The 12,134-nt window shown below is 66.3% G+C and carries 14 protein-coding genes; 7 read left to right on the top strand and 7 right to left on the bottom strand.

Annotation, left to right across the window (positions count from 1 at the left end; translation table 11 throughout):
• The first annotated feature begins 516 nt into the window (after nt 1–516).
• The 7 genes from ACV229_RS22540 (at nt 517) to ACV229_RS22510 (ending at nt 6,084) form a co-directional block, all read left to right on the top strand.
• Complete coding sequence (locus tag ACV229_RS22540) at nt 517–1,368, top strand: transporter substrate-binding domain-containing protein (RefSeq protein ID WP_448085323.1); 852 nt, start codon at nt 517–519, stop codon at nt 1,366–1,368.
• A 74-nt stretch (nt 1,369–1,442) separates the two neighbouring features.
• Nucleotides 1,443–2,174, top strand: coding sequence for an ABC transporter permease (locus ACV229_RS22535; RefSeq protein ID WP_448085322.1), 732 nt, complete (start codon nt 1,443–1,445; stop codon nt 2,172–2,174).
• A 17-nt stretch (nt 2,175–2,191) separates the two neighbouring features.
• Nucleotides 2,192–2,938: an ABC transporter permease gene (locus ACV229_RS22530; protein ID WP_448085321.1), complete on the top strand. Its 747-nt coding sequence runs from the start codon at nt 2,192–2,194 to the stop codon at nt 2,936–2,938.
• A gap of 25 nt (nt 2,939–2,963) precedes the next feature.
• Nucleotides 2,964–3,755 (top strand): ABC transporter ATP-binding protein, encoded by a 792-nt coding sequence (locus ACV229_RS22525; RefSeq protein WP_448085320.1) that lies wholly within the window; start codon nt 2,964–2,966, stop codon nt 3,753–3,755.
• A gap of 25 nt (nt 3,756–3,780) precedes the next feature.
• Nucleotides 3,781–5,394 (top strand): HAL/PAL/TAL family ammonia-lyase, encoded by a 1,614-nt coding sequence (locus tag ACV229_RS22520; RefSeq protein WP_448085319.1) that lies wholly within the window; start codon nt 3,781–3,783, stop codon nt 5,392–5,394.
• Nucleotides 5,395–5,518: 124 nt separating this feature from the next.
• The gene (locus tag ACV229_RS22515; RefSeq protein WP_448074759.1) at nt 5,519–5,716 is read left to right on the top strand and encodes a type II toxin-antitoxin system VapB family antitoxin; all 198 of its coding nucleotides are present in this window, start codon (nt 5,519–5,521) and stop codon (nt 5,714–5,716) included.
• Entirely contained in the window at nt 5,713–6,084 is a 372-nt protein-coding gene (locus tag ACV229_RS22510) for a type II toxin-antitoxin system VapC family toxin (protein ID WP_448085318.1), read from the top strand. Before ACV229_RS22515 ends, ACV229_RS22510 begins: the two co-directional genes overlap by 4 nt.
• A 118-nt stretch (nt 6,085–6,202) precedes the next feature.
• Here ACV229_RS22510 and ACV229_RS22505 read toward each other — a convergent pair whose 3' ends face one another.
• The 7 genes from ACV229_RS22505 to ACV229_RS22475 form a co-directional block, all read right to left on the bottom strand.
• Nucleotides 6,203–6,892 carry a PqiC family protein gene (locus ACV229_RS22505; protein ID WP_448085317.1) on the bottom strand — a complete coding sequence of 230 codons (690 nt, stop codon included), beginning with the start codon at nt 6,890–6,892 and terminating at the stop codon, nt 6,203–6,205.
• A complete protein-coding gene (locus tag ACV229_RS22500; protein WP_448085316.1) occupies nt 6,889–8,559 on the bottom strand; it encodes a PqiB family protein in 1,671 nt (556 codons plus the stop codon). Before ACV229_RS22500 ends, ACV229_RS22505 begins: the two co-directional genes overlap by 4 nt.
• Nucleotides 8,552–9,199 carry a paraquat-inducible protein A gene (locus ACV229_RS22495; RefSeq protein ID WP_448085315.1) on the bottom strand — a complete coding sequence of 216 codons (648 nt, stop codon included), beginning with the start codon at nt 9,197–9,199 and terminating at the stop codon, nt 8,552–8,554. The genes ACV229_RS22500 and ACV229_RS22495 overlap by 8 nt, the downstream gene beginning before the upstream one ends.
• Nucleotides 9,196–9,831 carry a paraquat-inducible protein A gene (locus ACV229_RS22490; RefSeq protein WP_448085314.1) on the bottom strand — a complete coding sequence of 212 codons (636 nt, stop codon included), beginning with the start codon at nt 9,829–9,831 and terminating at the stop codon, nt 9,196–9,198. The genes ACV229_RS22495 and ACV229_RS22490 overlap by 4 nt, the downstream gene beginning before the upstream one ends.
• 128 nt (nt 9,832–9,959) lie before the next feature.
• Nucleotides 9,960–10,421 carry a MarR family winged helix-turn-helix transcriptional regulator gene (locus tag ACV229_RS22485; RefSeq protein WP_448085313.1) on the bottom strand — a complete coding sequence of 154 codons (462 nt, stop codon included), beginning with the start codon at nt 10,419–10,421 and terminating at the stop codon, nt 9,960–9,962.
• A gap of 8 nt (nt 10,422–10,429) precedes the next feature.
• Entirely contained in the window at nt 10,430–11,914 is a 1,485-nt protein-coding gene (locus tag ACV229_RS22480) for an MdtP family multidrug efflux transporter outer membrane subunit (protein WP_448085312.1), read from the bottom strand.
• Complete coding sequence (locus ACV229_RS22475) at nt 11,911–12,120, bottom strand: hypothetical protein (RefSeq protein ID WP_448085311.1); 210 nt, start codon at nt 12,118–12,120, stop codon at nt 11,911–11,913. Before ACV229_RS22475 ends, ACV229_RS22480 begins: the two co-directional genes overlap by 4 nt.
• Nucleotides 12,121–12,134: the final 14 nt, after the last annotated feature.

Genomic DNA, 12,134 nt, shown 5'->3' with positions numbered 1-12,134 from the left:
CCGTGCACGAGCCCGATAAGCAAAACGTGCGCCAATTGTTCAGGGGAATGCAAAATTGAAGCTGTCGCCGCTTCCAGTCGAGAAGACATCTGCAGTCCCAATCGTCGATGTCCGCTCCTCTATCGACGTGAACATTGACCCATCGCCGGCGTTATCGCGATCGTCTCGAGGAATCGCGCGACCGGCCCGCAATGGTTGCCGGGGAATGTGTCGGCATGCGCGACAGATTCCGGCGGACGGTCACCTTCCCGAATCGCCGCCGGATTGGCTAGACAAGCTGTCCGGCGCTTGCGCTCGACAAGGGCCTTCGGCGATTGGCCAAGCCCGATCCGCCCGGCAAACCCGCACCGTTGCGACAACGTTCAATCGGATCAGGGTGTTCCCTAGCATCGCTTTCTCGAAATTCACTTGCGCAATTTTTTTTCTTCTATCAATGTTGTATAGACAAGCTGCGCGGGCAACAGGACGCGCTCGCAGGTTCGACGTATCCACTGACAGAGGAAGAGGAGTATCGACATGCAAGCGAAGTACACCAGGTTGGCTAAGGTTCTGATCGGCGCAGCATTTGGCGCCACGCTGCTCGGGAGCGGCAGCGCCGGAGCGAAGGACTGGAAGACCGTCACGATCGCGCTGGACGGCAGTTATGCACCGTGGAACCTGACGCTGCCGGGCGGCAAGCTCGGCGGCTTCGAACCCGAGCTGGTCGAAAACCTGTGTGTGCGCGCGCAACTGCAGTGCAAGCTCGTCTCCCAGGATTGGGACGGGATGATTCCCGGCCTGCAGGCCGGAAAATTCGATGTCCTGATGGATGCGATCTCGATCACGCCGGATCGCGAGAAGATCATCGCGTTCTCGAAGCCCTACGCGTCCACGCCGGCGACCTTCGCCGTGGCCGATACGAAGGTGCTTCCGAAGTCGGCACCCGCCGTTCCTGGGGTCAAGCTCGACAACGACGCGCGGAGCAATCTGCCCGCGGTCGACGCGATGCGCAAGGCGTTGAAGGGCAAGACGATCGGTATCCAGTCGGGCACCGTCTATACAGGCTTCATCAACGCGAACTTCAAGGACGTCGCATCGATCCGCGTCTACAAGACCGCGCCCGAGCGTGACCTCGACCTCGCGAACGGCCGCATCGACGCGACGTTCGACGACGTGACCTACTACACCGCGAACGCGGACAAGTCTCCCGTCGTGATTGCCGGCACGAAGATCGCCGGGCCGATCTGGGGGCCGGGCGAAGGCCTCGCGTTCCGCAAGCAGGACGCCGACCTGAAGGCGAAGTTCGACACCGCGATCACGGCCGCGCTTGCCGACGGCACCGTGAAGAAGCTCGCGCTGAAGTGGTTCAAGACCGACGTGACGCCGTAACGATTGCGTCCGGGCCCGCCGTGCGCCGCTGACGGCGCGCGGCTTTCGTTTGCAGGCTAGCGTGGGTGAATGCCATGTCTCTCTTGTCGCTTTTCAACATACTCGGCCTCGGGCCGGACGGCTGGGGCAGCGTGCTGCTCCTCGGCGCGCTGATGACGGTCGTGCTGACGCTCGCGGCACTCGCGATCGGCGCGGTGTTCGGCGCGCTCATCGCCGCCGCGAAACTCTCGCGCTTCCGCGTGCTGCGCATCCTCGGCGACTGCTACACGACCGTGTTTCGCGGCGTGCCTGAACTGCTCGTCATCTATCTGTTCTATTTCGGCGGCTCGTCGCTCGTCACAACCGTCGGCCAGTGGTTCGGCGCAGACGGTTTCATCGGCGTGCCGCCTTTCGCGATCGGTGCGGTCGCGGTGGGCATGATTTCCGGCGCGTACCAGGCCGAGGTCTACCGTGCCGCCGTGCTCGCGGTCGCGCGCGGCGAGCTCGAAGCCGCGCGCGCGATCGGCATGCCGACGCTGACGATGGCGCGCCGGATCCTGATCCCGCAGGTGCTGCGCTTCGCACTGCCCGGCATCGGCAATGTCTGGCAACTGAGCCTCAAGGACTCCGCGCTGATTTCGGTCACGGGCCTCGCCGAACTGCTGCGCGCGAGCCAGATCGCGGCCGGGTCGACGCACCAGTACTTCCTGTTCTTCGTCGCGGGCGGTGTGCTGTATCTCGCGATGACGGGCGTGTCGAACCGCGTCTTCGGTCGAGCCGAAGCCATCGTCGGCCGTTCATTCAAGCGCAACTTCGCGCGCAACTGATTCGGGAGCGTTCAATCATGCAAATCGATTTCGCGTTCCTGCTCGACACGGTGCGCCAACTGATCGGCGCCGTGCCGACGACGCTGGGCCTGTTCTTCCTGTCGCTGGTTCTGGGCGGCCTGCTGTCGCTCGTGATCGTCACGATGCGCGTGTCGCCGCACTGGCTGCCGAACCGCATCGCGCGTGCGTACATCCTCGTGTTTCGCGGCTCGCCGCTGTTGATCCAGATGTTCCTCGTCTACTACGGGCTCGGGCAGTTCGGCGTGATTCGCGAGAGCTTCCTGTGGCCGGTACTGCGCGAACCGTACGTCTGCGCCGTGCTGTCGCTCGCGTTGTGCACGGCCGGCTACACCGCCGAGATCATTCGCGGCGGGCTGATGGCCGTGCCCGTCGGGCAGATCGAGGCCGGCTATTCGATCGGCCTGTCCGGCTTCGCGCTGCTGCGTCGCGTGATCGGGCCGATCGCGCTGCGCCAGTGCCTGCCCGCTTATTCGACCGAAGCCGTGCTGCTCGTGAAGTCGACCGCGCTTGCGAGCCTCGTCACCGTCTGGGAAGTGACGGGCGTTGCACAGCAGATCATCCAGCAGACCTATCGCACGACCGAGGTATTTGCGTGCGCCGCACTGATCTACCTGTTCCTGAACTTCGTCGTCGTACGCGTGATCGGCTTCGTCGAGCAACGGCTGTCGCGCCATCTGCGCGCGGCGCCACCCGTCGCACGGCGCCCCGTTGCACCGCTCGAAACCCATCGCGCCGCATCGTGACCGGCCGCCACACCTGGAGAGATTGATGAACGCATCCGCACCCGTTGCGCTGTCCGTGCGCAATATCCACAAGACCTTCGGCGACCATCACGTACTGAAGGGCATTTCGCTCGACGCACACGAGGGCGACGTGATTTCGATTCTCGGCGCGAGCGGTTCGGGCAAGAGCACGTTCCTGCGCTGCCTGAACCTGCTGGAAACGCCGGACGACGGCTCGGTCGCGCTCGGCGGAGAAGAGCTGAAGATGAAGCGCCGCCGCGACGGCAAGCTGCATCCGAGCGACCGCCGCCAGGTCGACCGTATCCGCTCCCAGCTCGGCATGGTGTTCCAGAACTTCAATCTCTGGTCGCACATGACGGTGCTCGACAACCTGATCGAAGGACCGATGCGCGTGCAGAAGCGCAGCCGCGCCGAAGCGGTCGAGGAAGCCGAGGCGCTGCTCGCGAAGGTCGGGCTCGCCGACAAGCGCGGCCACTATCCCGCGCATCTGTCGGGCGGCCAGCAGCAGCGCGTCGCGATCGCGCGCGCGCTCGCGATGCATCCGAAGGTGATGCTGTTCGACGAGCCGACGTCGGCGCTCGATCCGGAGCTGGTCGGCGAAGTGCTGCGCGTGATGCGCGCGCTTGCCGACGAAGGTCGCACGATGCTCGTCGTGACGCACGAAATGGGCTTCGCGCGGCACGTGTCCAATCGCGTGATGTTCCTGCACCAGGGCCAGGTGGATTCGGACGGCACGCCGGACGAAGTGTTCGGCGAACTGAAGTCGGAACGCTTCCGCCAGTTCGTGTCGAGCCACCAGGATCGCAACGCTCATTGAATCCCGACGATCGGCAGGCGCCTCCATGACAGTCATCCGCACCCAGGGCCCGCTCGGCTGGCAAGACATCGCCGCCATCGCCGCGGGCGAAGCACTGCAACTCGCCGCTGACGCGCGGTCGGACATTCGCGCAGCGCGCGCGCTCGTCGAACAGATCGTCATACGAGGTATCCGCGCATATGGCGTGAATACCGGCGTCGGCGCGCTGTGCGACGTGGTCGTGTCGCAGGACAAGCAGCATGACCTGTCGCACAACATCCTGATGAGTCACGCGGTCGGGGTCGGCGAGCCGCTCGGCGCCGAAGAGACCCGCGCGATCATGGCCGCCGCGATCAACAACTTTGCGCACGGACATTCGGGCGTGCGGGTCGAGGTCGTCGAGCGGCTCGTCGCGCTGCTGGATGCAAACTGCCTGCCCGAGGTGCCCGCGTTCGGCTCCGTCGGCTACCTGAGCCATATGGCGCACATTGCGCTGGTCTGTATCGGCGCGGGGCATGTGCGCTGGAACGGCGAGCGGCTCGGCGGGGCCGAAGCGCTGCGCCGGCTCGGCCTGGAGCCGTTGTCGCTCGAGGCGAAGGAAGGCCTGAGCCTCGTGAACGGCACGCCATGCGTGACCGGGCTTGCCGCGCTCGCGCTCCGGCGCGCGGAGCGGCTGCTCGACTGGGCCGATGTCGTCGCCGCGATGAGCTTCGAGAATCTCGGCGGCCAGATGGCGGCCTTCGATGCGCGCTCGCTGGCATTGCGCGTGTCGCCCGGGCTCTCGCGCGTCGGCGAACGCCTGCGTGCGGCGCTGGCGGGCAGCGAGCTGCTCGCGACGTCGCTCGGGCGACGCACGCAGGATCCGCTCAGTATTCGCACGATTCCGCATGTGCACGGCGCCGCGCGCGATGTGCTCGCCGCGACCGCCGACGTCGTGAACCGCGAGCTCGCGTCGATCACCGACAACCCGATCGTCGCCGGCACGCCGGAGTCGCCGCAGGTGTACTCGCAGGCCCATGCCGTCGGCGCGTCGATTGCGCTCGCCATGGACAGCCTCGCGACTGCGATCGCACAGGTCGCCGCGATGGCCGAGCGCCGTCTGGACCGCCTCGTGAACCCGCTCGTCAGCGGCCTGCCCGCGTTTCTCGCGCATGCGGGCGGCACGCGTTCGGGCTTCATGATCGCGCAATACACGGCCGCGTCGCTCGTCGCGCAGAACCGCCGCGAGGCGGCGCCCACGAGCCTCGACGGCGGCGTGACCTCGGGGCTTCAGGAAGATCACCTGTGCCACGCGACGCCCGCGGCGCTGAAGGCGCTCGCCATCATCGAGAACAGCAATCGCATCCTCGGCATCGAGCTGCTCGCCGCTGCGCAGTCGTATGATCTGCAACCGCTCAAGGCGGCGCGCGCGCCGTACACTGAAGCGCTCTACGCTCGCGTGCGCGGCATGCTGCCGACCTATCGCGACGATCGCCCGCTGTCCGACGACATGGCATTCGCCTTTCACTTCGTGGCCGACGACGGCCCGCCGCCCCTGCCGGACCCGGCGCCCGGATACCGGACGACGGGTTCGCCGGCACCGGCTATCACGGTGCCGCCCGTCGCGTTCGGCGCGGCGACGCCCGCGAACGATCCGCTTCCCGGCGCGATCGGCGGCTGAATGAAGCCGGGCCCGCGCGGCATGACGGCGCGCGGCCCGACTATTTTTTCGCCCCCCTCCATTTCAGGGCACGCATTTAGGCATCAAACGATGCCATAATCATGCCTTAGTCATGGAGGTTGTCATGCGAACCACAATCGCTTTGGACGATGAATTGGTCTCTCGGGCCCAGGACTACACAGGGTTGAGCGAGAAGTCCGCACTTGTGCGCGAAGCGTTGAAAGCGCTTATCGAACGTGAAGCCGCGCGCAGGCTCGCCGCCCTCGGGGGCAGTCAACCGGGCATTACAGCTGCGCCGCGCCGTCGGCAGGAGGTTGAATGATCCTCGTCGACACCTCTGTGTGGATCGATCACATCGATCACTCAGAGCCGATTATGGTCGACCTTCTGCTCAATGGCCGTGTCCGAATTCATCCATATGTAGTCGGGGAAATATCGCTAGGCAGTTTGCGCGACCGCTCCAACGTGCTTCGTGCTTTGAGCGATCTGCCTCGCGTGCCCGTTGCCACACCTGACGAAGTCTTCTATCTGATTGAGCAACAGCAGTTGTTTAGCCGGGGGATCGGCTACGTCGATGCGTCGTTGCTCGCGTCCGCGAAGCTACAGTCTGGTGTGGCGATCTGGACGCGGGACAAGAGGTTGAAAAAGATCGCCGACGAGCTTGCGCTGAGCGCAGTTCCGGAGCACTAAAACCTGACGCTCGACGACAGGAAGCGCGTTATGCGTAACTCACGAGGACTTCCCCCTCGTCCTCGTTCGCGCCACCACCTATCGCTTCAGCGACACGCTCGCGCGTGTCGGCCCGACGTCACTGCGGCGTAAGCACGGACATCGCGACAGGACAACTCGTCGCGGCCGGCGGCGCCCCCGCCCTCTTCGCGCTCTGACGCTCCGCAACCATCGCACGGACAGCGGTCGCCGTTTGCGCGGCGAGCTGGCCGATCGCCTGACGGTGACCATCCACGAGCGCGTCGTAACCGGGCTTCACCGGTACGGCGACGCGGGTCCGGCACGTCGTCACCGCCTGGCTGGCGAGCGAGCGCACGCTCCAGACCGCGTCGAGCACCGCGCGCTCGCCCGGCCACGATTCGAAGCGCTGCACGTTCACGCTGACGCGGTACACGGGCACGCCCGGCGGATACGCGGATTCGGCGACGTCGATGGTATCGAGCTCGTGCGTCAACGCAGTCGACAACGCGCGGCGAATCTCGTCGGCCGGCGGCGACGCCCAGCGCTCCTGCTCGAGCACGCTGACCTGCGCCGCGCCCTTCCGCACGACAAGCTGGTTCTTCGCCACCTGCTCGGGCACATCGACGGCAGGCACCTGGATCAGGAACGATGGATTGGCGGCCCCGGGTTGCGACGTACCGGAACCGTTCGCATCCAGCGTATAGAACCGCGCGGGCGGCGACGAACAGGCGACCAGCGACACCGCCACGGCTGCGGCCCCGCCGGCGCCCGCGAGCAAGCGGGCGAATCGTTGCAGGCGTGCGGTCATGGCTTGTCTCCAGGTTTGCCTTGCAGCAGCGATTCGGGGTGCCGCTCCAGATAGTCGGCGAGCATGTTCAGCGATTGAAGCGTGTGGGTCAGCTCCTTCAGCGCGCCGCGCACGTCGGACTGCAGCGGCGAATCCTGCTGCAGCGTCGCCTCGGCGGTCGTGAAGGTCTGCTTCGCGGCGGAAAGCGTGTCGCGGGCCTCGGGCGCCACCTGCGTGTCGAGCTGCCTGAACAGCTTGTCGGCGTTGCCGAGCGCGCTGTTCAGGTTCGCACCAATCTGGTCGAACGGCACCTTGTCGAGCTTCTTCGCGATATCGGCGACCTGCGACTGCAGTTCATCGAGCGTGTTCGGCACGGTCGGCACCTCGACCGTCTCATGGCTGATGTCGAGCTTCACGGCGGGCGCGGTCGGGAAGAAGTCGAGCGCGACGTACAGCTGGCTCGTCAGCAGATTGCCGGTGCGCAACTGGCCGCGCAGCCCGTGCTCGACGAGCCGCTGCAGAATCTCGCGGCGCTCGGTCTCCCCCTTGGTCCGGATCGCGTTCCGGAAGCTTTTGCCAAGCCGCTCGGGGTAAAGGTTCATCGTCACCGGCATCGTGAAGCTCTTCGCCTTCGCGTCGTAGTCGATGCCGATGTTCGTGACTTCGCCGAGCACGATCCCGCGGAAGTCGACCGGCGCGCCGACCGCGAGCCCGCGCAGCGACTGGTTGAAGTTCATCACGACCGGCACGCGCTCGCCGTCCGGATCGCGCATCGCCTGCGCTTCGTCCGAGCCGAGCTGAAACACCGTGTCATGCGCGGCGACGTCCCCGGCCGGCTGATCGTCCGGCGCCTGGAACGCGATGCCGCCGAGAATCACGGTCGCGAGCGACTGCGTGTTGAGCTTCAGGCCGCTCGAATCGAGCCGCAGGTCGACACCGCTCGCCTGCCACCAGCGCGAATTGGTGTGGACATACTGGTCGTAAGGCGCGTTGACGAACACGGTGAACGTGACGCCCGTGCCGAGCGGGTCGAGCGCGAAGCCGACCACCTGGCCGACCTGCACGCGCCGGTAGTAAACGGGCGAGCCGATGTCGACGGAGCCGAGCGAATCGCCGCGCAGCGTGTACTGCGTGCCTCGCTGGTCGCCCGCTACGGCCGGCGGCGTTTCGAGTCCGATGAAGGTTCGTTCGGCATCCTTCGAATGGCCGGCGTCGACGCCGATGTACGCGCCCGACAGCAGCGTGCTCAGCCCCGATACGCCGCTTGCGCCAACGCGCGGCCTCACCACCCAGAACCGCGAGCCCTTCACCGCGAAATCCTCCGCCTCCTTCTTGAGCTGGACGTCGACCAGCACGTGCGACAGGTCCTTCGCGAGCGTGATCGTCTTGACCATGCCGATCTCGACGTCCTTGTACTTCACCTGCGTCTTCCCGGGTTCGAGCCCTTCCGCGCTGCGAAAACCGATCGTGATCTCGGGACCGCGTTCACGCACCGACTTGACGACGAGCCCGATGCCGATCAGCGCCGCGATCAGCGGCACGAGCCAGACGAGCGACGGCAGCCAGCCCGCGCGCTTCGTGAGCACCGGATCCGGTATGGACGGTGGCCGGCCGGCGCCCGGATGGCCGGCCCCCGGATGGCCGGCCCCCTGACTCGAATCATGCTGCGGGCCTTGCGGACTATTCATCGTGTTTCCCTGAGGTTTCGACGGGATCCCAGATCAGACGGGGATCGAACTGCAACGACGCGAGCATCGTCAGGACCACCACCGAGCCGAATGCGAGCGCGCCGGGGCCGGCCGTGATGGTGGCGAGCGAACGGAAGTGGACGAGTGCGACGGTCAACGTCACGACGAAGATGTCGAGCATCGACCAGCGGCCGATGCGCTCGACGATCCGGAATAGCTTCGTGCGCTGCATCGGCCGCCATGTGGAACGCCGCTGTGCGCTGATCACGAGGATCAGCAGCACGCAGAGCTTGAGCATCGGCACGAGGATGCTCGCGACGAACACGACGACCGCAAGCGGCCAGTCGCCCGACACCCAGAAATAGACGACCCCGCTCATGATCGTGTCCTCCTGGGAACCGACGATCGACGCGGTGCGCATCATCGGCAACAGGTTGGCCGGGATGTACAGGATCATTGCCGCGATCAGGAACGCCCACGTGCGCGCGACGCTGTTCGGGAAGCGCAGGTGCAACGCGGCGCCGCAGCGCGCGCAGCGTTCCGTCGCAGCGTGCGGCTGCGCGCGCTTCTGCACATGACCGCACGCGTGGCAGCTCGCCATGCCCGCACGAGCGGCGGTCAGCGGATTCAACGCATTCATCGGGCTGCCGCCTCGTCGTCCGGGTGGCCGCGGAGTTCGTCGGCCATGTCCCACAGCGCACGCAGGTCGACCATCACGACCGCGGCCAGCATCGGCGTGAGCGCGGCAAACGCAAACAGCGCTGCGCCGGGGACCACCTGCGCGAGGCTCACCATCTTCACGATCGTGACGAGGATGCCCAGCATGAACACCTCGATCATCCCCCACGGCCGAACCTGCCCGATAGCCCGCAGCACCGCGTCGAAGGCTGGCGGCACGCAGCCTGCGCGTAGCGGAAGCGTCACGTAGAGGAGCGCCGCCATCTCGACGAGCGGGAACAGCAGCGTCGAACAGAACACCATTGCCGCGACGATTCGCATGTCCTGGTTCCATAGCGCTTCGAGCGCGCCGACGAGCGTCGTCTGCACGTGCATGCCGTTCACGTCCATTTCGAGAATCGGGAAGCACTGCGCGATCGCGAACGTGACGAGTGCGGCGAGCGTCAGCGCACAGATGCGCTCGAGCTGCGACGTGCTGCTGCGGACGAGCACCTCGTTGCAGCGCGGGCAGCGCGCGGTCATTTTTCCGGCGAGTCGCGGTTTGCGCACCAGCGTGTCGCAAATGTGGCAAGCAATCAGAACGGGTTGTGACACGTGACGAAATTCGATTCGGGTGTTTCGGAAAGGTGTGGCTCGTCGATAGCGAACGCCCTGCGCTCGGGCAAACTGGCGAGATCGATGTGTGAATGACGGGCTACACGTCGGGGGCTACGCGTCGACGGTTACACGTCGATCGCTCCGAGAATCCGGTGGAGAAACCGCTTCAGGAACACCCGCTCCTCTGCCGACAAGCGGCTCAGCACGACACGCTCGGCTTCCGCGAGCACGGCAGGGACGCGCTCCGCGATCGCCCGCCCGGCCGGCGTGAGCGACAGATCCAGTGCCCGGCCATCGCGGCTGCTCCGGCGCCGGACGACCAGCGCGCGACGCTCGAGGTCACATGCGAGGCGCGACAGTCGGCTGGTCCCGCACCCGAGCAGCCGCGCGAGTTCCTGACATGACACCGTCTCGCCGCACGCAAGATGGACGAGCGCACTACCCTGCGAGAACGGAATCTCGAGCGTCGCCAGCATTCTCTGGTTCAGCGTGTGCCGGATCGACAGCTGGACGCTCAGCATCATGCGCAGCCCGTCCGCGTCGCGCAGCGCGTCGCCGCAACCGGATCGCAAAAGCTCGTCGGACATGGTCTGCCTCACCGCGGGTTCAGGACGACCGGCGCATCCGTCCGGTAACCGCCGCCAAGCGCCTTGGTCAACGCGATGTCCTGGCCGATCCGCCGCCCGTCGATGTCGAGCAGCGCGATCCGTTCCAGCAGCACGGCCTGCTTCGCCTCCACGGCGCTCAGCCGGCTCGCCAGCCCTTGCCGGTAGTGCGCATCCGCGCTGTCCTGCGTAAACGTCACGGCACGGATCTTCTCCGTCTGCAGCTTCGCCTCTTCGTCGAGATCCTGAAGCTGGCTGCCCGTCGTTGCGACGTCGCGCACGGCGTTCAGCACCGACTGGTTGTACTGCAGGATCAGCAGGTTGCTCGCGGTGCGGGCGCTGCCGAGATTCGCGTTGAGCCGGCCGCCGTCGAAGATCGGCAAGGTCAGCCCGGGAACCAGATTGATCTGCTGGCTCGCATGCGTGAACAGGTCGCCCAGGTGCAACGCGTTGACACCGAAGAACGCCTTGATGTCGAAGCTCGGGTAGAACGCGGCCTTCGCCGCATCGATCTTGTCGAACGATGCTTCGACGTACCAGCGCATCGCCTGCAGATCCGGGCGTCTCACCAGCAATGCGTACGAGAGCGTCGTCGGCAACGACGACGGCAGCGCCGGCAGCGGCACGGGCCTGATCTCGCCCAGGTCCGCATGCCCGGCCCCGATCAGCGCCCGCAGCGATTCGCGCAGCTGCGTAATGCGCCCTCGGGCGGCCACGATCTGCCGCTCCGTCGCGAGCTGCTGCGCGCGTGCGATCTCCGTCTGTGTCTGCGGCTCGAGCCCGCGAGCCGCACGCGCGGCGTGCGCATTCACCGAAAACACCGCGACATCGCGCAACTGCTCGAGCAGGTCGATCGCGCGATAGGTCGTCTGAATCCCGTAGTAAAGCTGCGCGAAGTCCGCAGCGATTTCCAGTTCGACGGCCGAGGTCTCGACCAGGCGCGCATTGTGCACGCCCAGCGCCGCGGCCACCTGCGCGCGCTGCTTGCCGAAGATATCGACGTCGAGGCTCGCACCGAGGCCCACGATGCCTTCCGTGTACCAAGGCCCCGAGGCCCCCAATAGCGGCTGATTGCCGGAATACGCGCTCAGGAAGCCATTGCCCGACACCCGCTCGCGATCCACCGAGCCGAGCGCGGTCACTTGCAGATTGGTTCCCGCTTTCACGAGGTCGACGTCGGCCTTGGCCTGCGACACGCGCGTGCGCGCGATCGCGATGCTCGGCGCGTCGGCGAGCGCGCGCTCGACCAGCGCGTCGAGCTGCGGATCGTCGTAGCGTATCCACCAGCGCGCCGACGGCCAGCCGTCGTTCGCAAGATGAATGTCGTCGGCAATGCGGATGCGTTCGGCATCGATCGTCGGCAGCGGCTTGGCGTCGTGGCGGATCAGCGCGCATGCGCACATCCCGCACGTCAGCGCGGCGACGGCGGCACAGCGCAGCGACGAATAGGAAAATCGGATCAACGAAACGGTCATGCTTGCGAAGCTCGCGAGGTGAATGCGGGGCCGACGGGCTCAGGCGCCCAAGCCGGCAGCGCCGATATCTGCTTGGCCAGGTTCCCGGCGCGGGTCAACAATCGCGCGTAGGCGGCGCGCGTCGCTTCGGCCGGCTGCGTCGACTGGTCGGCCGCGCAGCATTCCGACAACGCATCGAGCGGCGCGCGCGGCGGCGCATCGACCACCAGCGGATGCGCCG

It is taken from the genome of Burkholderia sp. MR1-5-21 (assembly GCF_053427715.1).
The sequence above is the reverse complement of the archived record's forward strand: the minus strand, read 5'-3'. Positions and strand labels throughout refer to the sequence as shown.